The organism is Ochrobactrum sp. 19YEA23 (genome assembly GCF_029909865.1).
Classification (GTDB): Bacteria; Pseudomonadota; Alphaproteobacteria; order Rhizobiales; family Rhizobiaceae; genus Brucella; species Brucella gambitense.
Map to the genome: position 1 here is coordinate 139,344 of NZ_JASAMQ010000001.1, position 23,444 is coordinate 162,787.

Genomic DNA, 23,444 nt, shown 5'->3' on the forward strand with positions numbered 1-23,444 from the left:
TGCAGCCGCAGGCAAAACGGAACCACGACAGCTATGGCCACCAGGGCAGCCTTCGCCAAGATGAACGGGCTCGGCAATCAGATCATCGTTGCCGATATGCGCGGCCGCGCAGATCGCATCACGCCTGATGCCGCCATTCATCTGGCCGGTGCGAGCGAAACGGCCTTCGACCAGATCATGGCCATTCATGATCCGCGCACGCCGGGCACAGACAATTATATTTCGATCATCAATTGCGACGGCACGGAAGCGCAAGCTTGCGGCAACGGCACGCGCTGCGTGGTGCAGGCGCTGGCCACTGAGACCGGCAAGCGCGCCTTCACCTTCGAGACACGCGCGGGAATTCTGACGGCCAAAGAACATGATGACGGGCTGATTTCCGTCGATATGGGAAAGCCGCGTTTCGGCTGGCAGGAAATTCCGCTCGCCGAAGAATTCCACGACACGCGCATGATCGAGCTTCAGGTTGGCCCTATCGATGCGCCGGTGCTGCATTCGCCTTCGGTCGCCTCGATGGGCAATCCGCATGCGATCTTCTGGGTAGACCGCGATGTGTGGTCCTACGAATTGGAAAAGTTCGGCCCTCTTCTGGAAAATCATCCGATTTTCCCGGAACGCGCAAATATTTCGATTGCCCGCGTCACATCACCGGAAACGATGGACCTGCGCACCTGGGAACGCGGCGCCGGGCTGACCCGCGCCTGCGGTTCTGCCGCCTGCGCCGCGGCCGTCTCCGGCGCACGCACGCGCCGCACCGGCCGCAAGGTCACGGTCAATGTTCCGGGCGGCCCTCTGCTGATTGAGTGGCGTGACGACGATCATGTCATGATGACCGGCCCGGCTGAGTGGGAATTTTCCGGCTCATTCGACCCTGCAAGCGGCGACTGGAGCCGCGACCTTGAAGGCGGCCCATCGGCGGGCACGTCTGCGGACAAGGGTGCTGCCTGATGAGTGTGGAAGTCGTAACATTCGGATGCCGCCTCAACACCTATGAATCCGAGGTGATGAAGCGCGAAGCCGACGCTGCCGGTCTTGGACAGTTGAAGGATGGCGCGATCATCTTCAACACCTGCGCCGTGACGTCGGAAGCCGTGCGGCAGGCCCGTCAGGCCATCCGCAAGGCGCGACGCGAAAATCCGGAAGCCCGCATCATCGTCACCGGCTGCGCTGCACAGACCGAAGCAGACAATTTCGCATCCATGGATGAAGTGGACCTCGTGCTTGGCAATGAGGAAAAGCTGAAATCCAACTCCTATCGCATGCTGCCCGATTTTGGCGTGAACCAGTTTGAGAAGGTGCGCGTCAACGACATTATGGAAGTGCGCGAAACCGCAAGCCACATGGTCGACGCCATCGAAGGTCGCGCACGCGCCTTCGTGCAGGTTCAGAATGGCTGTGACCATCGCTGCACGTTCTGCATCATCCCCTATGGTCGCGGCAACTCCCGCTCAGTGCCGATGGGCGCGGTCGTGGAACAGGTGAAGCGCCTTGTCGGCAATGGCTATGCCGAAGTGGTGCTGACCGGCGTGGACATGACTTCCTACGGTCCCGACCTTCCGGGAAGCCTGCGTCTCGGCAAGCTCGTGAAGACTGTTCTCAATCAGGTGCCGGACCTTCAGCGCCTGCGTCTCTCATCCATCGATTCCATCGAGGCGGATGACGATCTGATGGACGCCATTGCCAATGAAAAGCGGCTGATGCCGCATCTGCACCTGTCCTTGCAGGCGGGTGACGACATGATCCTGAAGCGCATGAAACGCCGCCATCTGCGCGACGATTCCATTCGTTTCTGTGAAACGGTGCGTTCGCTGCGCCCCGATATCGTGTTCGGCGCAGATATTATCACCGGCTTTCCAACCGAAACCGAGGACATGTTCCAGAACTCGATGAAGATCGTCGGGGAATGCGGGCTGACCCATCTGCACGTCTTCCCATACAGCGCACGCGAAGGCACGCCTGCCGCACGCATGCCGCAGGTGCGGCGCGAAATCGTCAAGGAGCGCGCCGCGCGGCTGCGTGCCGAAGGCGACAACGCCTATGAAAAACATCTTGCCTCGCTCACCGGCACGACCCAGCGTCTGCTGATCGAGAAGGAAGGCATCGCCCGCACGGAAGGCTTTACGCTCGCAGCCGTCGAAGGCGGCGCGGAAGCAGCCGCTCCGGGTCAAATCATCGAACGTGTGGTGACGGGCCACGACGGTGAGAAACTTCTCACCCGCGCCGCCTGACCATCAGCTGCATAAACAAGGCATCGGAATCCATGGCAATCGGTTTCATCAAGAGAATGTTCTCCTTCGGCAAGAAGGAGGTCGAGGAAAGACCGGTGGATCAACCGGCCCCCGACGCAGTCACCGAAGCCATACCAGCGCCAGAACCGGAAGCGCCGAAACCGGCTGAAGTACCGGAAGAAGCAGCCGTAGAGGCACCATCAGAGCCGGAAGCTCCGGTTGCCGAAGAACCGGCGGCCCGCGCCGCGCCGGAACCAGTTGTTGAACCTGTCGAAACGCCTGCCGAAAAGGCGCCGGAGCCCGCGGTCGAGGACGTTGTCGGAGCGCAGCCCGAGCCGGAACATCCTGTCGCGGAAATCGAAATTCCAATCGAGCAGCCACCGGTTATGGAACCGGCTGTAATCGAACCGCCATTTATTGAGCCGGAACCCCAGCCCGAGCCCGCGCCGGAACCCGAAGCGGAGCCGGAGCCAGAACCGGCTCCAGCGCTTGCACCCGAACCGGAAAAGCCTGAAGAGCCTGAGCCTGTCGAAATTCCTGCACCCGTTGCAGACGAGCCGGTAGCGGAAGCCATACCAGAACCTGCGCCCGCCAAGCCGAAAAAGGTCAAGGTTTCAAAGGCGGTCGAGGAACAGGCGGAAGAAGCTCCCGCCGCCCCTGTGACCGAGCCGAAACTGTCGTGGTTCGAGCGTTTGCGGCGTGGCCTGTCGCGCTCGTCCTCTTCGCTCAGCGAATCCATCGGCGGCATTTTCACCAAGCGCAAGCTGGACGAAGACACGCTTCAGGATCTGGAAGATGTGCTGATCCAGGCCGATCTCGGCCTTGAAACCGCGATGCGCGTTACCGATGCGCTGGCCTCCGGGCGCTATGGCAAGGATGTTTCGAGCGATGAAGTGCGCTCGATCATGAGCACGGAAATCGAAAAAGTGCTCGGCCCTGTCGCCAAGCCGCTGGAACTCGACCTTTCGCATAAGCCGCATGTCATTCTGGTTGTCGGCGTCAACGGTACCGGCAAGACCACGACCATCGGCAAACTCGCTGCAAAGCTGACGGCGGGCGGCCTCAAGGTCATGCTGGCGGCAGGCGATACTTTCCGCGCAGCAGCCATCGAACAGCTCCATATCTGGGGTGAACGTACGGGTGCGCCCGTTGTCTCGTCCAAACTCGGTGCTGATGCGGCCGGTCTTGCCTATGACGCCTGGGAAAAAGCACGCGACGCAGGCAGCGACGTGCTCATCATCGATACAGCCGGACGCTTGCAGAACAAGGCCGAACTGATGGATGAGCTTGCCAAGATCGTGCGCGTGCTCGGCAAGCACGACCCGGAAGCACCGCACACGGTGCTGCAGACGCTCGACGCCACGACGGGCCAGAACGCGCTCAATCAGGTCGAAATCTTCAAGAATATCGCCGGTGTGAACGGGTTGGTCATGACCAAGCTTGACGGCACGGCACGGGGCGGCATTCTTGTCGCCATCTCGGCCAAGCACAAGCTGCCGGTCTATTTCATCGGTGTCGGCGAAGGTGTCGATGACCTCGAACCATTTGCGGCCAATGAATTTGCCCGCGCCATTGCAGGAGTTGCCTGATGGAGCACCCCGTCTTCGAACGCGATCCGTCGCAGAAGAGCGAAGTCGAGCGCAAGGAAGTGCAGCCGCTGCTCAAACTGGTGCTGGAGCTGGGGCCGCTTCTGGTGTTCTTCTTCGCCAATGCGCGCGGCGAAACGCTGATCGAGCATTTTCCGGTGCTGGCTTCCATTGGCGAGCCGATCTTTCTGGCTACCGCCCTTTTCATGGTCGCGACTGTGATTGCGCTTGGCATCTCATGGGCATTGACGCGCACGCTGCCCATCATGCCGCTCATTTCCGGCATTGTGGTTCTGGTGTTCGGCGCGCTGACGCTCTGGCTGCACAATGACACCTTCATCAAGATGAAGCCCACCATAGTCAACACGTTGTTCGGGGCGATTCTCCTCGGCGGATTGTTCTTCGGCAAATCGCTTCTGGGCTATGTGTTTGATTCGGCCTTCCGGCTCGATGCCGAAGGCTGGAAGAAGCTTACCTTCCGCTGGGGCCTGTTCTTCATCTTTCTGGCGGTCGCCAACGAAGTTGTCTGGCGCAATTTCTCCACCGATGCGTGGGTTTCGTTCAAGGTCTGGGGTATCATGCCCATCACCGTTGTCTTCACGCTTTTACAAATGCCGCTTATCCAGAAGCATTCATTGACAGAGGACAATAAGCCCGCATCATAGTCATATGAACAGTGGGAATTGAAGGAATCGCGGCATGGTCGAAATCGCACAACAGCTTGATATCGAACAATTCATCTGCCGCAGCGACAATTATGGCGTCCTGATCCACGACCCGGTCAGCGCGCTAACTGCGACCATCGATGCGCCCGAGGCCCATGCCATTGAAGCAGCCCTTGAACGGCGCGGCTGGACGCTGGATTTCATCTTTACCACGCATCATCACCTCGACCATGTCGAGGGCAATGCCGCGCTGAAAAAGAAGTTTGGCCTCAGCATCATCGGCCCGGCAGCCGAAGATAGCAAAATCCCCGGCATCGACCGAACAGTTCGCGACGGCGACGAATTCACCTTCGGGCTTTTCAAAGTCAGGGTTATCGCGACGCCGGGCCATACGGCGGGCGAGATTTCCTATTACATCCCGGACGCCAAGGCGGTTTTTACCGGCGATACGTTGTTTGCGCTCGGCTGCGGACGGCTTTTCGAGGGAACGCCCGCGACGATGTTTCAGTCGCTGCAAAAGCTGGTCGCCCTGCCCGGCGAAACTGCCGTCTATTGCGGCCATGAATATACCGAAAGCAATGCGCGTTTTGCGCTGACCATCGACCCGGATAATTCCGCACTGAAAGAACGGGCGCTGGAAATCGGACGGCTTCGCGCTGCCGACAAAATGACCTTGCCGTCGAGCATCAGCCTCGAAATGGCCACCAATCCTTTCCTGCGCTGGCATGATAGCCGTATTCGTGCCCGCCTTGGCATGCAGGATGCGTCCGACGAAGCCGTGTTTGCAGAGATTCGCAAGCGCAAAGACATGTTTTAGGATAAGACGACGATGACCTTTTCCCGCTTCAAGAGCCTGAACCGCGCCGCCCTGCTCGGCCTGTCGCTTGTTGTTCTGCCTGCTTCCACCGGAGTGGCTTATGCGGAAGACATTCTGTCGATCGCCACGCCGCCGGAAACGCCAGCCGAAATCAACAATTTCAAGCTGACGGAAGACCTGTTAACACGCATGGAAAAGATCCACGGCGAACTGGAACGCATGCAGCTTTCCCCCACCTCGGAAGAGGGGCAGGATGCACAACCTTCGATGGATTCCATGGTGAAAAGCATCGAATCGCGCCCACAGGTCGTTGAACTGATGAAAGCGCAGAACATTGCGCCGCGCGATTATCTGCTCGCCTATTTCGCCATGATGAGCGCCCTTGCCGCAGTCGACGCGGAAGAAGAAGACCAGCTTGTCGATGAAGTGAAAGGGATCAATCCCGAACACGTCGCCTTCGGCAAGCAATATGGCGACCGCATCCGCGATCTGATCGGCGAGTAGGTCTCTCCCCGCACCCAGCGCGCGCCCTCATCCTGACCGGTGCTTCCTCCCCTCATCCTGAGGAGGGGGCTGGAGCCAGTCAGGCTTTCTGCCTCAATAGTCGCAGCGCATTGATCGTCACCAGCACTGTTGCGCCGGTATCGGCCAGAATGGCGGGCCACAACCCGGTAATGCCCAGCACGGTCGTAACCAGGAAGACAGCCTTCAGGCCGAGCGCAATGGTGATATTCTGATGAATATTGCGCATGGTGCGCTTCGACAGATCGACCATCGCCACCACATCGCCGACCCGGCCATGCAGCACCGCTGCATCGGCAGTTTCGAGAGCCACGTCCGTGCCGCCGCCCATGGCAATGCCAACATCGGCGGCTGCGAGAGCGGGCGCATCGTTGATACCGTCGCCAACCTTGGCAACGATCTGCCCCTCACCCCGCAATTCGCCGACAATGCGCTGCTTGTCTTCGGGCAGCAATTCGGCACGCACATCGATGCCGAGATCGCGCCCGATGGCTTCTGCTGTGCGGCGATTGTCGCCCGTCAGCATGACTGTGCGAATACCGGCATCTTTCAGCGCCTTGAGCCCGGCAATGGCGTCAGCCCGCGGTTCGTCACGCATGGCGATAGCACCGGCAACCTTGCCACCGGCAACCAGCACCGAAACCGTCTTGCCTTCATCGTTGCAGGTGGCGATGCGTGCGGCCAGTTCATCAGGAACAGCCGCCACATCATTTGCAGCCTTTCGCGACCCGAGAAAAAGCTCGGTCCCATCCGCAACGCCGGAAACGCCCTTGCCGCCATGGGCTTTGCCCTGCGCGACGGCAGAAAGCTTCAACCCGCGCTCTTCCGCTGCCGACACAATGGCCAGCGCAAGCGGATGGCTTGAGCCAGCATCGAGCGATGCCGCAAGGCGCAACACTTCATCCTCGGGCAGAGCACCGGCAAGGACATCCGTAACCTTCGGCTTGCCTTCTGTCAGCGTGCCGGTCTTGTCGAAACAGGCGGCGGTGATCTTGCCGATGGTTTCAAGCACCGCACCGCCCTTCATGAGAAGGCCGCGCCGGGCGCCTGACGACAGGGCCGCAGCGATTGCAGCCGGTGTGGAAATGACCAGCGCGCAAGGGCAGCCGATCAGCAGGATCGCAAGGCCCTTATAGATCCACTCGCCCCACTCGGCACCACCCACCAGAGGCGGTAGAACAGCCACCAGTGCGGCAACCACCACCACGCCGGGCGTATAATAGGTCGAGAAGCGGTTGATGAATCGCTCGGTCGGGGCCTTGGCCTCCTGCGCTTCCTCCACCAGCCGCACAACACGCGCGATGGTATTGTCCTGCGCTGCCGCCGTGACTTTCACGCGCAGCAAACCGTCGCCATTGATCGTGCCCGCAAAGACGGTGTCGCCTGCGGCCTTGCCAACCGGGGTGCTTTCGCCGGTAACCGGCGCTTCATCGATGGCGCTTTCACCAGACAGGATTTCACCATCCGCCGGCATACGGTCACCGGGACGCACGGAAATGATATCGCCTACCGCAAGGCTGTCGGCAGCAACTTCGGTGGTCGCGCCGTTGCGCTCCAGAAAGGCCGTCTTCGGGACAAGGGTCGTCAGCGACTGGATGCTGGCCCGGGCCTTGCCCGCCGCCACGCCTTCCAGCAATTCGCCAACGAGGAAGAGGAACACAACCGCCGCCGCTTCCTCGGTTGCACCGATGAAGACCGCGCCAATGGCGGCAATCGTCATCAGCATTTCGATGGAAAACGGCGTGCCGTTAATTGCGGCCATATAGGCGCGCCAGGCAATCGGCACGAGACCAATCAGCATTGCCGCTGTAAAGGCCCACAGAGCGACCGGCGGATAAATATGACCGATCACATAAGCCGCCACCAAACCGCCGCCACAGATGAGCATTGTGCGGCCCTTATCCGTCCGCCACCACGGCAGGGGCTTTGTCGGTGTGCTGGCTTTGGGCACGTTTACAGACGGTGTGTCAGCAAGCGCGGTTTTATACCCAAGCCCCGTCACCTTTCCGGCGATCTCGTCACTATTTGCGGAGCCATCGTGATTGACAATCATGGTCCCATTGGTCACGGACACCGACACATCGTTGACGCCTGCAACACGCCGTACCGCCGTGTCGATCTTTGCAGCACAGGAAGCGCAATCCATGCCTGCCACCTGAAAACGGTAGCTGTTGGCCGATGCCGCTGTGATCGGTTCTTGCGCTGTGTCATGCTCATGGCCGTGGTCGTGGTCATGCCCGGCATGGTCATCGCCGTGATCGTGATCATGACCGCTGCAGCTTCCATGGTCATGGTCATGCGCATGCGTGTGTGCTTCGGCCCGCTTTTCACCGGCCAGCCGTTCGACACCATAGCCGAGACTGCGCACCTTCTTTTCCATGCTGTCCGGATCGCTGCTGCCATCATGTTGCACGGTCATCGTGCCTGCGGTCACCGAAACGGAGACGTCCTCCACGCCCGGCACGCGGCGGATAGCGGTATCAATCTTGGTCGCGCAGGACGCACAGTCCATGCCGTCCACGCGAAAGCGAATCTGGTTTATTGCCTTATTCATGACCTGCCCTTTCGGAGCACTCTTGAATTGTCCTGAACAAGGTCTACATCCTCTAGTGACTAGAGGAGCAAGAGAAAAATGATGAGCAGTTTACCCATTGGCGAAGCCTCAAAGGCCAGCGGCGTCAAAGTGCCAACCATCCGCTATTATGAGCAGATCGGGCTGCTGCCGGTGCCCCCGCGCACGGATGGAAATCGCCGCCTTTATGACAAGAGCGATGTTGAGCGTCTTTTGTTCATCCGCCACGCGCGCGATCTGGGCTTTGAAGTGGATTCAATCCGCACATTGCTCGACTTGCAGGATAATCCGGATCAGTCATGCGCCACGGCCGATGCTATCGCTCGCGCCCGGCTGATTGAGGTCGAGCATCGTATCGCCAAGCTTCTGTCCCTGAAGACGGAACTGCAGCGAATGCTGGAATGCACCGCCCATGGCCGCATCGACCAATGCAGGGTGATCGAGATTCTGGGCAATCATGATGAGTGCCTGCACCCGGCGCACTAAGGCTCTAGTTCACCTTCTCAAAGCGCGAGGCGGAAATCTTGAGCGTTCCAATCTGCGTACCGATTCGCGCAACGACCGGCGCGTAGATGCCCGAATCGCCCAGTGAGGCGAAAGAAACACTGATCCGGCTCTTATTGGCCAGATAGTCGATCGACTTCTTGCCCTTCTGATAGCCGGAAATCGGAATGAACTTGGCCGAGCAGATGACCGACTCGCCGGTAAAGCCATCGGCGGTGAACGATTCGGTACCGTTGAAGGAAAGCTTGATATCGGCCCGCGTCTGCCCGTCAAACACGCTCAGCGTGCGATTGCAGACCGAACTTGGATCAGTGGCGGGAATCATCAGTGCGCTTAGCGCATCGCTGACATTCAGCAGATCCTGCGGTGACGTTTCCACCCATGGATCGCGCTTTTTCACCGGGGGCTGGTTTTCAGCAGCCACGACATTGCCATTGGCAAAACGAATGGTCGTACGCTTGTTTTTGCGCCCGTGCTTGTAATTGAGATCGAAAGTGCTCGGGATGACCTTCCCTTTCACCGCATTGCCGTTGACATGTACTGTTCCGGCGGTGTCATCGAAAACGCGCGCGAGACCGGAAGTCTTGAAATTGCCGTTCAGATTGTATCGGGAGCCGCTAACCGTTGTCTCGGTGGCGGCGCGCGCGATAGAAAGGCCGAAAATCGATATTTCGTAATCGGTTCTGTAGAGATCGTCCGCCTGTGCTGCCCCTGCGTTCAGCGCGAAACCCGCGCATGACAACAGAACAAGCCCTTTCAGCCGATTCCGTACAGGTTTCGATAAAAATGGCGGCTCGATCATATTCGGCGTTCCTTTCTGCGTCCCGGCCCGGAAGTGGCGGCCTATGGTTTTCAACCACATTGAGCTGTCAAAAAGTTGCGAGAGATTCTTCGATACAGTATCTGTGCAACAGGCAAAACCGGCGAAGTTATGATCGCAACGTTTCGTGAAGGCGATGCGAATGCCGTAAAACCGCGCTGTTACGGCATCGCGGCGGAATCTCACTTGACTGCAAGCGCTCCTGTCACTATAGAAACGCGACTTTCCCAATAGGCCGCCTGTCCGAAATCGCGCGCCAGCAGCATTAAGTTGCTTTGAATGCTTGAATTCGGACATTCGGGTCGGGGCCTGAGCAATTCCAGCAAAAGTGCGAAGCATTTTGCTAAGGGATTGCGAGGAACAGAAAACGAGGGACCTTTTCGCTTTTCGAAGAAAACGAAAAGGGCCGGAAACAAAATTGAAGGTGAGACCAAAATGTCCCGCGCTTGTGAATTGACCGGCAAGTCGGTCCAGTACGGCAACAATGTCAGCCACGCGAACAACAAGACGCGTCGCCGCTTTCTGCCGAACCTCTGCAACGTTACGCTGATCTCCGAAGCACTCGGCCAGAGCTATCGTCTGCGCGTATCTGCCAACGCTCTGCGTTCGGTTGAACATCGCGGCGGCCTCGACGCTTTCCTTGCCAAGTCTGACGACAAGGAACTGTCGCAGCGCGCTCGTCTTCTGAAGCGCCAGATCGCGAAGAAGCAGGCTGAAGCTGTTGCTGCCTAAGCAATAATCCTGAAGGGCCCTTTAGCCTTTCAAATTGGATTATGCTCCAGACAGAGCACAGCGCACATCCCGATGGTTTTCGGAAATATGCGCTGAATAAAGACAGTCTTGAAGATTTGACAAAAAAGGCTGACATTTTGTCGGCCTTTTTTGCTGGTTCCATCACCCAGGATAAAAAAATGCCTATTGAGAATCCTGCATTTTCCCGGCTTTTGCCGGCTGTACTGGCCATGTGCGTTGCGGTCGCCGCATCGAATATTCTGGTTCAGTATCCTTTCCAGCATTTCGGCCTTGGCGAAGTGCTAACCTACGGCGCCTTCACCTATCCGGTCGCCTTTCTGGTCAATGACCTGACGAATCGTCGCTTTGGCCCTGCCGCCGCGCGCAAGGTCGTCTATGCCGGTTTCGTACTCGGTGTCGTGATGTCGATCTGGCTTGCAACGCCGCGTATCGCCATCGCTTCGGGCTCGGCCTTTCTGCTGGCACAGCTGATGGACATCACCGTCTTCGACCGTCTGCGTCGCAAGACCTGGTGGAAGGCGCCCTTTGCCGCCGCCATGTTCGGCTCGGTGCTGGACACGATCCTGTTCTTCTCGATCGCTTTTGCCGCGCAATTCGCATGGATCGATGTGCTGACCGAAATGCCTGATTCGTCACTGACAGAACCGGCCTCGTTCCTCGGCCTTGGCGTGCCGCTTTGGGCGTCGCTCGCCTTCGGTGATTTCTTCGTGAAGGTCATCATGGGAACGCTGATGCTGATTCCCTATGGCGCGATCCTCGCCATATTCGCCCCCTCGCTTTATTCATCGGGTCGAGCGACTGTAGAGAAGGCATAAAAAAGGGGCTCATGAGCCCCTTTTATTTTAGAGCATTTCCAGCAAAAGTGCGAAGCGGTTTTGCGTCGGATAATGCGTCGAAACAAATAGATAGAGCGGTTCCACGATTCCGTTTTAACCGGAACCGCTCTAGCGTCTTCCGCCAGCCCGACGTTTGCCGTTACCGGCTGCCGCCGCGCCCTGCTCTTCGAACAGGGATGCAAGCTGCTCGGTCATGGCGCCTGCCAGCTCTTCCGCATCGACAATCGTCACGGCGCGACGGTAATAGCGCGTCACATCGTGGCCGATACCGATAGCGATCAGCTCGACCGGCGAACGCGTTTCGATCTCTTCGATCACCGCCCGCAGATGGCGTTCCAGATAGTTGCCCGGATTGACCGACAGCGTCGAATCGTCGACCGGCGCACCATCCGAGATCATCATCAGGATCTTGCGCTGCTCGGGGCGGCCCAACAGGCGCTGATGCGCCCAGATCAGCGCCTCACCGTCGATATTCTCCTTGAGGAGGCCTTCACGCATCATCAGGCCCAGATTGCGCCGTGCACGACGCCATGGCGCGTCAGCGCTCTTATAGACGATGTGGCGCAGATCATTGAGACGACCCGGATTGGCTGGCTTGCCACGCGACAGCCACGCTTCGCGCGACTGACCGCCCTTCCAGGCCTTGGTCGTGAAACCGAGGATTTCCACCTTCACGCCGCAACGTTCGAGCGTACGGGCCAGAATATCGGCACAGGTGGCCGCAACCGTGATCGGGCGGCCGCGCATGGAACCGGAATTGTCCAGAACCAGCGTCACGACCGTATCGCGGAAATCCGTGTCGCGTTCCATCTTGTAGGACAGAGGCTGGGTCGGATCGATAACAATACGCACGAGGCGCGCCGAATCGAGATAACCCTCTTCCAGATCGAAATCCCAGGAGCGGCTCTGCTGCGCCATCAGGCGGCGCTGGAGACGGTTGGCCAGACGACCCACCACGCCCTGCAAATTGGCAAGCTGCTTGTCGAGGAAGCCGCGCAGACGGTCCAGCTCGGCCTCGTCGCACAGGTCCGTCGCTTCGACCTCTTCGTCGAATTCGCGTGTGAAAACCTTGTAGTCGATCTGCTCGGCAAAATTGCCGAAAGGCTGGTTGGGACGGCGCGTATCGCCCGGCGTTTCCGCGTCGATATCCTCGCTGTCATCCATATCATCGGCGGATGCATCGGCGGCATCCATCTCGCCCTGCTCGCCTTCTTCGCTCGAACTGTCTGATTCTTCGCTTTCAGCGGAATCGGAGCCTTCCTGGCTCTCGTCGCCGCCTTCCTCGTTCTCGTCGGAATCCGGCGTCTGTTCTTCGTTCTGTTCCTGATCGTCGCTCGGCTCTTCCTGCGACAGCTCTTCAGCCATGTCCATGGAAGCCAGCATGTCGCGCACAGTGCGTGCAAAAGCCTGCTGATCGTCGAGATTTTCACCGAGACGCGCCAGATCGCCGCCAGCCTTCTGCTCGATCCAGTCGCGCCACAGCTCCAGCACCTGACCGGCTTCGGCAGGTGCCGCCCGCCCGGTCAGCTTTTCACGCAGGAGAAGCGACACCGCTTCTTCAAGCGGCGCATCTTCCTTGTCCGTGACGGCGGAGAAATTCGCCTTGGCATATTTGTCGGCGAGCATGGTCGACAGATTGTCGGCAACGCCTGCCATGGCGCGCGCGCCAATAGCCTCGACACGGGCCTGTTCAACGGCGTCGTAAATGGCGCGCGCCTGTTTGCCTTCCGGTGCAAGCTGCGCATGAATACGGGGATTATGGCGCGCCTGACGCAGCGCCATCGAATCGCCGAGGCCACGCGTAACCGCAATATCATGCGCGGTCGGGCGCTTCGGCAGATCGGGCAGTCGGGCGCGATTGGCCGTCAGAGCGGGACGATCATTACTGAACGCCACTTCCAGCTCGTTTTCGCCGGAAATGGCGCGCATGCAAGCCGTTACCGCGCGCTTGAACGGCTCGGAGTCCACTGGCCCCGGCTTGCGCTCACGCGAATTGTCGCCCATTCCTGACATCTGGCCTGACATATGCCTATCCTGCTTCCCATCAAATCAAGGCCCTGCCGCCATATCGGCGACAGGTATCGTCAATTTTCCTCATGCTTGTCTTTGCCCTGAAAGCGGTCTCCGCTTTCAGGAGAACAGCATCAGGCCAGAACGATATTGGCTGCCGATTCCGGCAGTTCGGTACCGAAGGCGCGCTGATAGAACTCAGCCACCGTCGCACGTTCCAGTTCATCGCACTTGTTGAGGAAGGTCAGGCGGAAGGCAAAACCGACATCGTTGCCGAAGATCGCCGCATTTTCAGCCCAGGTGATGACCGTACGCGGGCTCATCACGGTCGAAAGATCGCCGTTGATGAAAGCCTGACGGGTCATGTCGGCAACGCGAACCATCTTGTTGACGATCTCGCGGCCTTCCGCATTCTGGAACTGCTTGGCCTTGGCGAGAACGATGTTCACTTCGTTGTCGTGCGGCAGATAGTTCAGCGTCGTCACGATGGACCAACGGTCCATCTGCGCCTGATTGATCTGCTGCGTGCCATGATAAAGGCCGGTCGTATCGCCGAGGCCCACCGTATTGGCGGTCGCGAACAGACGGAAAGCCGGGTGCGGATGAATAACGCGGCTCTGATCAAGCAGCGTGAGGCGGCCAGAGGTTTCCAGCACGCGCTGGATCACGAACATCACGTCCGGACGACCTGCATCATATTCGTCGAATACAAGCGCGACATTGTGCTGGTAAGCCCAGGGCAGAATGCCTTCCTTGAATTCCGTGACCTGCACACCGTCCTTGACGACGATGGCGTCCTTGCCGACGAGGTCGATACGGCTGACATGGCTGTCGAGATTGACGCGGACGCAAGGCCAGTTCAGGCGCGATGCGACCTGTTCAATATGGGTCGATTTACCCGTGCCGTGATAGCCCGAAACCATCACGCGGCGGTTATAGGCAAAACCAGCCAGAATCGCGAGCGTCGTCTGACGGTCGAAAAGATAATCCGGATCACGCTCCGGCACATAGGAGTCGCCCGCCGCATAGGCTGGTACTTTCATGTCGGAATCAATTCCGAACACTTCACGCACCGAAACCGTCGTATCCGGCAAATTGGCTATATCCCGCTCAACCTTGTTCATCATGCCTCCAGGGCGGCAGGACTGTCCGGCCGCGACATCCAAGTATCATCCGGGGCATGATGTCCGGCAAGCCGGTGGTATGCCCCTTCCGTCGTTCGTTGCGGGCATCCATGCTTGAATCCGCGCTTGGCAGCACGGCAGGAGAATGTCCGTCAGAGCATTTTGCAGCCAAATGACAACATCTGGCGTCGCATAAATGCGGCTTGAGCCACAGCTCGACTTAATCAATCAAAACCGGCCAGTTCAAGACTGGCCAATTCCTCATGCTCTAGCAAAAACCTGCCTGCTTGAGCAATTGGTAAGCCTGAATGACATCGCGGAATCTCTCTTCAGAACCGCGGTCACCACCATTCGCATCGGGATGGTGCTGTTTTACCAGCTCTTTATAGCGCGCCTTAATCTTATCGCTAGTCGAATTTGGTTCAAGTCCGAGTGTAGCGAGCGCTTTGATTTCCAGCGTGCGCGGCTTGCGCTTGGCTGTTGCCCCCGGTTCCTGCCCCTTGGCTTCCTTCACGAAATTGAACGGATCGCGGATACGGTTGTGATAGGAGGCCGATCCGGAACGCATCTTGGCCACGTCCGGCGAGGTGCGCGCCTTCGCGGTCGAATTCGCCGTGGTGGACCAGGTTGGACGATGGCCAGTGACCGCGTCCTTCTGGAACTTGGCAATATCTCCATCGGCGAGGCCGGAGAAATAGTTGAAATTCTTATTATATTCCCGCACGTGATCGATGCAGAAGTGGAAATATTCCCCTTCGCGCATGCGTCCGACCGGCGCGCGATGCGTGCCGGGCTTGTCACAACCGTCCCATTGACAGCAGGGGCCACTGGACTTGGCCTGCTGCGTCTTCTTCGGGCGGATGCGGATACTGTCGAAAAGTTTGGAGTTCGTGGTCATCGAATCAATTATGCGGATTAAGGGGTTGCTAAACAAGAATTGACATTTCGTCCGGTTGGGCTTTTAGCCATTTCAACAGGGCGAAATTTTGAAGCGGATTAGTTTCCTGTGCGGATTTGCCCCACCTTGGGCCGTCGGGGCTTGAGTCTATATGAAGCACAGCGTGTATATGGGGAGAACCAGCCCAAATGTCCATTCACAATAGCAAACAAGACGTGATGCAAACAAAGCTTACAGCAGCTTTTGCGCCAGAACGGCTTGAAATCATTAATGAAAGCCATCTTCACGCTGGCCATCATCATCACGACAGCGATCATCATGCCGCTTTCGACGGCTCGGGCGAGACGCATTTTCGCGTTCGTATCGTCTCTGATGCCTTCACGGGCCTGAGTCGCGTTCAGCGCCATCGCGCCATCAACGAAGTCCTCAAGGACGAGCTGAATAACGGCGTTCATGCACTGGCGCTGGAACCGTCCGCGCCCGGCGAACCGACGCGCCGCTGATCCTGCCTATCACTACAGTGGCAAATTCGTCAGGCCGTAGCGAAACGAGTGATTTTCGAGCACCGGAGCGGAGCGTACTTCAACGTACGTGAGCACCGGAGCACAGGAAATTGCTCGTTGCAGACCGGCATCACGAAGAATGCAACTGTGGTGCTATTTAGGTACGCGGCGGCAGAATACCAACGGCGACAATTGGCTTTCCATCAGCATCGAGCGTTACGATACGCAGACGCGTCAGGCGGTTCTTTTCCTTTTTCAATACGGAGAACCGCTTGCCGTGAAAGGTGAAGGCCTGCTTCACTTCGGGGATCGACTGGGTTTCGTGAATGACCAGCCCGGCAATCGTCGTCGCTTCCTCATCGGGCAACGACCAGTCGAGCGCCCGGTTGAGATCGCGAATCGGCAGTGATCCGTCGACAATGAACGAACCGTCCGGTTGCAGGCGGACGCCCTGCATGTCGATATCGTGCTCATCGGCAATATCGCCGACGATTTCTTCCAGAATGTCTTCCAGCGTCACCAGACCCTGCACGTCCCCATATTCGTCCACGACGATGGCGATATGCGCCTTGCGGCGCAAAAAGGCGTTCAGCTGGTCCTGCAAGGTCGTTGTGTCCGGCACGAACCACGGCTTGCTGGCCACTTTCATGATGTCGATGCGGCTAAAGTCATTATCGACATCATAAAGCGCGCGCACCAGATCCTTGGTGTGAATGATGCCGACGATATTATCGATATCGTTGCGCCAGACCGGCATGCGCGTGTGCGGGCTCGCCAGAATATCACCGACGATCTGCTCGGCTGGCGCATCGGCATTAATGGTTCCCATTGCCGTGCGATGCACCATGACGTCGCTGACTTCCAGCTCCTTGAGATCAAGAAGGCCACCCAGCTGGTCGCGGTCTTCCTTGATCACCGAACCGTCCCGATGCAGCACTTCCACCGCGCCGCGCAATTCATCATGCGCTGAAAGCATTGAGCGACCAGTCGCGAGATTGATACCGAACAAGCGCAGCAGCATGCGCACGATCCAGTTGATCGCCGTCGAGATCGGACCGATGATCGTCACCACAAAGGATACGCTGCGCGCCACCGCCAGCGAAAAGCGATCTGGCGCGGAAATGGCCCAGGATTTTGGCAGCACTTCCGCGAAGATCACCAGAATGACCGTCATGGCGATGGTGGCATAGGCCACACCGGCATCACCGAAGAAGGTCAGGAAAATGCTGGTGGCGATCGAGGATGCGAGAATATTGGCGAGATTATTGCCGATCAGCAGCGCGCCGATCAGCCGGTCGCGCCTGCCGATCAATTGCTGCACCACTTCGGCGCGCTCGTCGCCCTGGTTTTCCAGCGAATGCATCCGCGCACGGGATGCGGCGGTCAGCGCCGTTTCGGAACCGGAGAAAAAGGCGGACAGAATGACACAAAGCAGGATGATCCCGCACATGATCCAGAGTTCGAAAACCATTCCATCGATCTCCTTTTCCGTCCGCGCCGACCGGTTGCGCTATGAGAATTATGCGGTGGCCAGACGTTCCTTCAGAAACTCCAGCACGGCAGCAGGTGGCACATCCTTGGCGATGAAGGACTGGCCGATACCATGCGTGAGAATGAAGGTGAGCGCGCCACGCGCCACTTTCTTGTCCTGCGCGATGTAGTCCATCAGCTTTTCCGCAGGCGGCAAGCCGCCCGGAACGTCGGACAGCGCGGTCGGGAGGCCTACGGCCTTCAGATGCGCCTCAACCCGCTCCACCGCTTCTACACCGGCCAGATTCATCTTCACAGAAAAACGATGCGCCAGTGCCATGCCAATGGCCACGCCCTCGCCATGCACCAGACGGCTGGAATCATAACCCGTGGCTGTTTCCAGCGCATGGCCGAATGTATGGCCGAGATTGAGAAGCGCACGGTCGCCGGTTTCGCGTTCGTCGCGCGCCACCACGGCAGCCTTCGAACGACAGGATTCGGCAATGGCTTCGGTTCGCGCCGCACCACCGGCAAAAACATCCTGCCAATTTTTCTCCAACCATGCGAAGAAATCCGGACGGTCGATGAGACCATATTTGGCAACTTCCGCATAACCGGCCCGGAATTCGCGCGGGCTCAGCGTATCCAGCACATCCGTATCGGCAAGCACCAGCTGCGGCTGGTAGAAGACGCCAACGAGGTTCTTGCCATAAGCGGTGTTGATGCCCGTCTTGCCGCCAACCGACGAATCCACCTGCGCCAGAAGCGAGGTCGGCATCTGCACGAAGTTCATGCCGCGTCGCACGATCCCCGCCACAAAGCCGGACAGGTCGCCCACCACACCGCCGCCAAAAGCCACCAGCGCATCGCCGCGCTCCAGCCTTGCGGCCAGAATGGCGTTGGTGACGGTTTCAAGCGTCGCAAAGGATTTGGACTTTTCGCCGGGTGCGACAACAACCGGCGTCGCTTCTATGCCCGCCTGATTGAAACTCGCCGTCAGCCGTTCGAGATGCGCCTTGGCGACATTCTCATCGGTCACGATGGCAACGCGCGCGCCCTTCAGCCGCTTGGCAACTTCCGCCCCCGCACGGTCAACAAGGCCCTTGCCGATCAGGATATCGTAAGAGCGCTCTCCCAGCGAAACCGGAACGGTGACACTGTCATGTGCGGACGAAGGCGCGTTCATGCTTATTCTCCAGTCGATTTTCCGGTGGTCCGATGACTGCGAGACAGGCCCCGCAGGAGACAATCAGTCCGCGAACTGCCGTTTTTCCAGATGCTGCGCGAGAACCTCGATCAGTTCGTCGGCGATGATTTCTTTCTTCTCTTCGCGCGTCATCATTTGCAGATCGGCAAGCGCATAAACGGGATAGCGCTCGTTCATCAGTTTCTGCATGACGGCGCGTGGATCGCTGTTGCGAAGAAGCGGCCGGTTCTGACGGCGTGAAACCCTGTCCATCAGCACATCGATATCAGCATTGAGCCAGATGGAGATGCCGGCGGTGGAGACAGCGGCACGCGTTTCGGCATTCATGTAAGCGCCGCCGCCAGTGGCGAGCACCATTGGGCCGTCATCGAGAAGACGCAGGATAACCCGGCGTTCGAGGTCGCGGAATTCAACCTCGCCATAGGCTTCGAACAGTTCAGGGATCGTCATGCGCGAGACGGCTTCGATCTCTGTATCGGCATCGCGAAAAGGCAGCCCGAGCATCGAAGCCATCTTGCGGCCGATGGTAGACTTGCCAGCGCCCATCAGGCCGACCAGCACCAGAACCTTCGTACCGAGCAGACCACGGATAGCGTCGGCCCGCCCATGGAGCCCCGCCTTCTCATGCGTATTGGCTTGTTTTTCTATGCTGCTCATCAACCTCATCCATTTGGGATGGTTCCACATGAAAAACCGGGCGACGTCAATTGCTTTCATGGAATCTGAAAGCAGGAATGGCGGCTTTTTGCAGCGATGCCATCGACATTCTTGCTTTCACCGCAATGGCGCATCATAAACGACATATGCCTACGCTGACGCGCCTCATCGCTTTCGTCGTCGTGATCGCAGCCATTGCCTATGCTGCGATGTATGCGCTTGCGAATTTTGTGCAGCCACAGACCCAGGAAATGAGGGTGGAAATTCCAGCTTCCAAACTGAAGCCTGTGCCAATTGCGCCAGCGCCTTCCGCTGGCGGAACGGCCTCGACCGATGTGCCAGCAGTTGAAACCACCACGCCTTCACAGGAATAACGATGCGCGCATCGCTGGCGATTGAAAATTTCCTTGAAATGATGAGCGCCGAACGCGGCGCGGCAGGCAATACGCTCGAATCCTATGCCCGCGACCTTACCATGACCGCGGAAGCACTGGGCGAGCGCGGCATCAATCTCGCAGAGGCGCAGGCCGATCATATCCGCTCGGTTCTGGACGGCATGGCGACGGAAGGCTTTGCCGCGACATCGCAGGCGCGCCGCCTGTCCGCGTTGCGCCAGTTCTTTCGGTTTCTCTATTCGGAAGGCTATCGTCAGGACGACCCCACCGGCGTCATTGACGCGCCGAAGAAGCAGAAGCCGCTGCCAAAAATCATGAGCGTCGATCAGGTCACGCGCCTTCTCGATCGTGCTGCGCTGGAAGCAAGCGAAGCGACCGAGCAAGGCGAGCGTATCAAGGCGCTGCGGCTTCATGCGCTGATCGAAACGCTCTACGCGACCGGCTTGCGTGTTTCGGAGCTGGTGGGTCTGCCGGTACGCGTTGCGCGCACCGATCACCGTTTTTTGTTGGTGCGCGGCAAAGGTTCGAAGGACCGCATGGTGCCTCTCTCGCCCAAGGCGCGGGATGCGTTGCAGGCGTTCCTGACCTTGCGCGATTCCCTGCCCGCCTGCGATGAGAACCCGTGGCTGTTTCCGGCCTTTTCTGAAAGCGGACATCTGGCGCGACAGGTTTTTGCCCGCGAATTGAAGGGATTGGCAGCTCGCGTCAATCTTTCCGCCGCAGCCATTTCGCCCCATGTTTTGCGCCATGCCTTTGCCAGCCATCTTTTGCAAAATGGCGCTGATTTGCGCACAGTGCAGCAATTACTCGGCCACGCAGATATCTCGACCACGCAGATTTATACGCATGTGCTTGAGGAAAGGCTGCATAAACTGGTCAGTGAGCATCATCCGCTTGCCGATTGAGCCTGCTCCGGTTATGAGAAAGTCAAAATTTGCAAGTTGAGCCCGCAGTGAATATGTAAAGCGCCGTAAAACAGCCTTCTTCAGGCACGCAATTGCGGCGAGCTCATTAGAAACGCACGAACAGTCAGGCCCGATGTACAACTATCTCGATTTTGAAAAACCCGTCGCCGATCTCGAAGGCCAGATTCTTGAGCTGAAGAAGCTCGCGCAGGAACAAGGCAGCGTTGAGATGAGCGACGAGATTCGCCGCCTCGAGAAGCGTTCGGCTGATGCGCTGAAAGATATCTATCGCAAGCTGACCCCTTGGCAGAAGGCGCAGATCGCCCGTCACCCGGATCGTCCGCATTGCCTCGAATATATCGACCGGCTGTTTACGGAATTCACGCCTTTGGCCGGCGATCGCCAGTTCGCCAATGACGAGGCGTTGCAGGCAGGCTTTGCCCGTTTCAACGGACAGCCAGTTGCCATTCTCGGTCAGGAAAAGGGCTCGGACACCAAGACGCGCCTGAAGCACAATTTCGGCTCGGCCCGTCCGGAAGGCTACCGCAAGGCTGTCCGCATCATGGAAATGGCCGACCGTTTCCAGCTGCCGCTGATCACGCTGGTTGACACGGCAGGCGCCTATCCGGGCGTCAGCGCCGAAGAACGCGGCCAGGCGGAAGCCATTGCCCGTTCCACTGCCGAATGCCTGCGTCTGCGCGTGCCGGTGGTGTCGATCATCATCGGCGAAGGTGGTTCGGGCGGCGCAATCGCGATTGCCGTCGCCAATCGCGTCTATATGCTCGAGCATTCTATTTATTCAGTCATCTCGCCAGAAGGCGCTGCCTCGATCCTGTGGCACGATTCCACCCGTGCGAAGGATGCCGCCTCCAACATGCGCATCACCGCGCAGGATCTGTTCGATCTCAAGGTCATCGACGGCATCATCCCTGAGCCGCTCGGCGGCGCGCATCGCGGCAAGGAAGCCGTCATCGATGCGGCGGGCGACATGATCACGGCATCGTTACGCTCGATGAAAGATATCGACGGCGAGACCCTGAAGCAGGAACGCCGTCAGAAATTCCTCCAGATCGGTCGTAACCTCTAATAAAACCCCTGTCTGTTTTGCCATTTTTCATCCGGGATGTTCTAGTGGATTGAATTTGACGTTTGAATCCCGGCTGACACATATGCTGTTTCAAACGTCAAATTCGAAGAAATCCACTAGATAAATAAGCGTGCTAGTGGTCTTTTTGATTCCAACATTTGCTCAGCGCTTGAACCGAGGGATGCAAATGTTGGAATCAGACCACTAGGCGTCCCGGATTTGCATCTCCACGTCATTTCCGCCATATTGCCGTCGCGTTAATTTTTAGATATCCAAGCAAGGATTTGTAAACGATACCGTAAGGTTTGGTTGTCAAAATCATCCGAGCAGGAAATCGTCTCTTGCACCGTTCTAACAAAATCGATGCGATATGAAGATCAGAACCGCAATACTTGGAACCGTCATGGCAACCGCGCTTCTCGCGGGATGTCAGGGCTCGTCCGTATCCGACCTGAGCTTGCGCGCTGAAAAGCCGCTTCCCGAAAAGATCGTGACCAAGATGAAGGCGAAGGGCATGACCCGCACCTCGCCAATCACCGTGCGCATCTTCAAGGAAGAAGGCGTTCTCGAAGTCTGGAAACAGAAGAATAACGGCAAGTACGACCAGATCGCTTCTTATGAGATCTGCAAATGGTCGGGCAAGCTCGGACCGAAATATATCGAGGGTGACCGTCAGGCTCCGGAAGGTTTCTACACCGTCCATCCCGGGCAGATGAACCCGAAATCCAATTATTATCTCGCCTTCAACATCGGTTTCCCCAACGCCTATGACCGCGCCAACGGGCGCACGGGCCAGAACCTGATGGTGCATGGCGCTTGCTCATCATCGGGCTGCTATTCGATGACCGATGAGAGTGTTTCTGAAATCTACGCTTTCGGACGCGACGCCTTCAAGGGCGGTCAGCGCGACTTCCAGATTCAAGCTTTTCCCTTCCGCATGACTGCGGCCAACATGGCCCGCTACAAGAGCGACCCGAATTACGGCTTCTGGAAAATGCTGAAGCAGGGTTACGACGCTTTCGAAGTGACCAAGGTTCCGCCGAAGGTAGACGTTTGTGAAAAGCGCTACGTTTTCAACGTCGCGTCGCCGGACGGCCAGCCTCTTTCGGCAGCGGATGCCTGCCCGCCATCGGCCAACACCGATGCGATGTCGACGGCCTATACGTCGTATGAAAAGACCTTCCAAAGCGCCTTCAGCGCGTCGCAGAAGGCCCCTGCTCCGTCGATCCAGGGCTTGACCGAAGCCAAGCTCGTCTCGGCCTGGAGCGCTGCACGCGCACGCGGCGAAAAGGTAACGCGTGAACCGCCTTCGCTCACGCCGACTTCGGCTGAAAAGGCTGGCGCACCGGATATTCGTCCTGTCACGCCGGCTCTATCCCAGCCGACGGCTACTGCAATTGCGGCAACGCCAGCACCGACCGCAACTGCTCCAGTCGCGGCTCCTACTGCTGCTCCAGCCATTCCGGCGCAATCAACCCGGACCGCTTCGGTGCCTACGCCGCAGCAGAATCCGACCCAGAACGCGGCAATACCTGCCGACGTTTCGCCGGTCACCACCGGAAGCACGGTTGCCCAGAATATCGATCAGCCAGCACCTGTGGCTGCACCGGAAGCGAAAAAGCCATGGTGGAAGATCGTCGGCAACTGACCTCAGCCGAGGCGCAGATTCCCGTTTATGACCTGAGGGGGCTGAAATGCCCCCTTCCGGTTTTGAAGACCCGTCATCGCCTTGAAAAAATGGCGAGCGGCGCGCAGCTTTGGGTGGAGGCGACCGACCCGCTTTCCGGTATCGACCTGCCGCATTTTTGCACGCAAGAAGGCCATGCGCTCATTGAACATGAGCGCAGTGAAACCGTGCAGCGTTTCCTGATCCGGAAAAAATAAA

23 protein-coding genes are annotated in these 23,444 nt (G+C 58.3%); 15 read left to right on the forward strand and 8 right to left on the reverse strand.

Going from position 1 to position 23,444, the window contains the following annotated elements:
- Nucleotides 1-33 precede the first annotated feature (33 nt).
- Genes dapF through QBD01_RS00655 form a run of 6 tightly spaced genes read left to right on the forward strand, consistent with a single transcriptional unit; the run spans nucleotide 34 to nucleotide 5,800 of the window.
- Complete coding sequence (gene dapF / locus QBD01_RS00630) at nucleotides 34-948, forward strand: diaminopimelate epimerase (RefSeq protein WP_280991211.1); 915 nt, start codon at nucleotides 34-36, stop codon at nucleotides 946-948.
- Nucleotides 948-2,228: a tRNA (N(6)-L-threonylcarbamoyladenosine(37)-C(2))-methylthiotransferase MtaB gene (mtaB, locus tag QBD01_RS00635; RefSeq protein WP_280991212.1), complete on the forward strand. Its 1,281-nt coding sequence runs from the start codon at nucleotides 948-950 to the stop codon at nucleotides 2,226-2,228. Before dapF ends, mtaB begins: the two co-directional genes overlap by 1 nt.
- 32 nt (nucleotides 2,229-2,260) lie before the next feature.
- Nucleotides 2,261-3,817, forward strand: a complete 1,557-nt coding sequence (gene ftsY, locus QBD01_RS00640) for a signal recognition particle-docking protein FtsY (protein WP_280991213.1) — start codon at nucleotides 2,261-2,263, stop codon at nucleotides 3,815-3,817.
- On the forward strand, nucleotides 3,817-4,479 hold the full coding sequence (locus tag QBD01_RS00645) for a septation protein A (protein WP_078337579.1): 663 nt from the start codon (nucleotides 3,817-3,819) through the stop codon (nucleotides 4,477-4,479). The genes ftsY and QBD01_RS00645 overlap by 1 nt, the downstream gene beginning before the upstream one ends.
- 34 nt (nucleotides 4,480-4,513) lie before the next feature.
- Nucleotides 4,514-5,296, forward strand: coding sequence for a hydroxyacylglutathione hydrolase (gene gloB / locus QBD01_RS00650; protein ID WP_280991214.1), 783 nt, complete (start codon nucleotides 4,514-4,516; stop codon nucleotides 5,294-5,296).
- 12 nt (nucleotides 5,297-5,308) lie between these two features.
- Complete coding sequence (locus QBD01_RS00655; protein ID WP_280991215.1) at nucleotides 5,309-5,800, forward strand: hypothetical protein; 492 nt, start codon at nucleotides 5,309-5,311, stop codon at nucleotides 5,798-5,800.
- A 79-nt stretch (nucleotides 5,801-5,879) separates the two neighbouring features.
- On the opposite strand, the gene QBD01_RS00660 is transcribed toward QBD01_RS00655, so the two are convergent.
- The gene (locus tag QBD01_RS00660; RefSeq protein WP_280991216.1) at nucleotides 5,880-8,372 is read right to left on the reverse strand and encodes a heavy metal translocating P-type ATPase; all 2,493 of its coding nucleotides are present in this window, start codon (nucleotides 8,370-8,372) and stop codon (nucleotides 5,880-5,882) included.
- Nucleotides 8,373-8,453: 81 nt separating this feature from the next.
- Between QBD01_RS00660 and QBD01_RS00665 the strand changes: the two genes are divergently transcribed.
- Nucleotides 8,454-8,876: a helix-turn-helix domain-containing protein gene (locus QBD01_RS00665; protein WP_280992073.1), complete on the forward strand. Its 423-nt coding sequence runs from the start codon at nucleotides 8,454-8,456 to the stop codon at nucleotides 8,874-8,876.
- Nucleotides 8,877-8,880: 4 nt separating this feature from the next.
- On the opposite strand, the gene QBD01_RS00670 is transcribed toward QBD01_RS00665, so the two are convergent.
- The gene (locus QBD01_RS00670) at nucleotides 8,881-9,696 is read right to left on the reverse strand and encodes a DUF3108 domain-containing protein (protein ID WP_280991217.1); all 816 of its coding nucleotides are present in this window, start codon (nucleotides 9,694-9,696) and stop codon (nucleotides 8,881-8,883) included.
- Nucleotides 9,697-10,149: 453 nt separating this feature from the next.
- Here QBD01_RS00670 and rpmB point away from each other — a divergent pair, with 453 nt between their 5' ends.
- Nucleotides 10,150-10,446, forward strand: coding sequence for a 50S ribosomal protein L28 (gene rpmB / locus QBD01_RS00675; RefSeq protein WP_182518913.1), 297 nt, complete (start codon nucleotides 10,150-10,152; stop codon nucleotides 10,444-10,446).
- Nucleotides 10,447-10,625: 179 nt separating this feature from the next.
- A complete protein-coding gene (locus QBD01_RS00680) occupies nucleotides 10,626-11,282 on the forward strand; it encodes a VUT family protein (protein ID WP_280991218.1) in 657 nt (218 codons plus the stop codon).
- 129 nt (nucleotides 11,283-11,411) lie between these two features.
- Here the strand turns inward: QBD01_RS00680 and cobT are convergent, their stop codons facing one another.
- The 3 genes from cobT to QBD01_RS00695 form a co-directional block, all read right to left on the reverse strand.
- The gene (gene cobT / locus QBD01_RS00685) at nucleotides 11,412-13,328 is read right to left on the reverse strand and encodes a cobaltochelatase subunit CobT (RefSeq protein WP_182518915.1); all 1,917 of its coding nucleotides are present in this window, start codon (nucleotides 13,326-13,328) and stop codon (nucleotides 11,412-11,414) included.
- A 119-nt stretch (nucleotides 13,329-13,447) separates the two neighbouring features.
- Complete coding sequence (gene cobS, locus QBD01_RS00690) at nucleotides 13,448-14,437, reverse strand: cobaltochelatase subunit CobS (protein WP_280992074.1); 990 nt, start codon at nucleotides 14,435-14,437, stop codon at nucleotides 13,448-13,450.
- Nucleotides 14,438-14,705: 268 nt separating this feature from the next.
- Nucleotides 14,706-15,335 (reverse strand): J domain-containing protein, encoded by a 630-nt coding sequence (locus tag QBD01_RS00695; RefSeq protein ID WP_078337587.1) that lies wholly within the window; start codon nucleotides 15,333-15,335, stop codon nucleotides 14,706-14,708.
- Nucleotides 15,336-15,523: 188 nt separating this feature from the next.
- Here QBD01_RS00695 and QBD01_RS00700 point away from each other — a divergent pair, with 188 nt between their 5' ends.
- Nucleotides 15,524-15,838: a BolA family transcriptional regulator gene (locus QBD01_RS00700; RefSeq protein WP_078337588.1), complete on the forward strand. Its 315-nt coding sequence runs from the start codon at nucleotides 15,524-15,526 to the stop codon at nucleotides 15,836-15,838.
- A 157-nt stretch (nucleotides 15,839-15,995) separates the two neighbouring features.
- Here QBD01_RS00700 and QBD01_RS00705 read toward each other — a convergent pair whose 3' ends face one another.
- The 3 genes from QBD01_RS00705 to QBD01_RS00715 all read right to left on the reverse strand — a co-directional run bounded on the left by QBD01_RS00705 (nucleotide 15,996) and on the right by QBD01_RS00715 (nucleotide 19,172).
- Nucleotides 15,996-17,309, reverse strand: coding sequence for an HlyC/CorC family transporter (locus tag QBD01_RS00705; RefSeq protein ID WP_280991219.1), 1,314 nt, complete (start codon nucleotides 17,307-17,309; stop codon nucleotides 15,996-15,998).
- Between the two features lie 48 nt (nucleotides 17,310-17,357).
- Nucleotides 17,358-18,494 (reverse strand): 3-dehydroquinate synthase, encoded by a 1,137-nt coding sequence (gene aroB / locus QBD01_RS00710; protein ID WP_280991220.1) that lies wholly within the window; start codon nucleotides 18,492-18,494, stop codon nucleotides 17,358-17,360.
- Between the two features lie 63 nt (nucleotides 18,495-18,557).
- The gene (locus QBD01_RS00715; protein ID WP_280991221.1) at nucleotides 18,558-19,172 is read right to left on the reverse strand and encodes a shikimate kinase; all 615 of its coding nucleotides are present in this window, start codon (nucleotides 19,170-19,172) and stop codon (nucleotides 18,558-18,560) included.
- Nucleotides 19,173-19,318: 146 nt separating this feature from the next.
- On the opposite strand from QBD01_RS00715, the gene QBD01_RS00720 reads away from it, so the two are divergent.
- The 5 genes from QBD01_RS00720 to QBD01_RS00740 all read left to right on the forward strand — a co-directional run bounded on the left by QBD01_RS00720 (nucleotide 19,319) and on the right by QBD01_RS00740 (nucleotide 23,443).
- Nucleotides 19,319-19,546: a hypothetical protein gene (locus QBD01_RS00720; protein ID WP_280992075.1), complete on the forward strand. Its 228-nt coding sequence runs from the start codon at nucleotides 19,319-19,321 to the stop codon at nucleotides 19,544-19,546.
- A 2-nt stretch (nucleotides 19,547-19,548) separates the two neighbouring features.
- Nucleotides 19,549-20,472 carry a site-specific tyrosine recombinase XerD gene (gene xerD / locus QBD01_RS00725; RefSeq protein ID WP_280991222.1) on the forward strand — a complete coding sequence of 308 codons (924 nt, stop codon included), beginning with the start codon at nucleotides 19,549-19,551 and terminating at the stop codon, nucleotides 20,470-20,472.
- A 133-nt stretch (nucleotides 20,473-20,605) separates the two neighbouring features.
- The gene (locus QBD01_RS00730; RefSeq protein WP_078337594.1) at nucleotides 20,606-21,559 is read left to right on the forward strand and encodes an acetyl-CoA carboxylase carboxyltransferase subunit alpha; all 954 of its coding nucleotides are present in this window, start codon (nucleotides 20,606-20,608) and stop codon (nucleotides 21,557-21,559) included.
- Nucleotides 21,560-21,929: 370 nt separating this feature from the next.
- A complete protein-coding gene (locus QBD01_RS00735; RefSeq protein WP_280991223.1) occupies nucleotides 21,930-23,207 on the forward strand; it encodes a murein L,D-transpeptidase family protein in 1,278 nt (425 codons plus the stop codon).
- Nucleotides 23,186-23,443, forward strand: a complete 258-nt coding sequence (locus QBD01_RS00740; RefSeq protein ID WP_280992076.1) for a sulfurtransferase TusA family protein — start codon at nucleotides 23,186-23,188, stop codon at nucleotides 23,441-23,443. The genes QBD01_RS00735 and QBD01_RS00740 overlap by 22 nt, the downstream gene beginning before the upstream one ends.
- Nucleotide 23,444 lies beyond the last annotated feature (1 nt).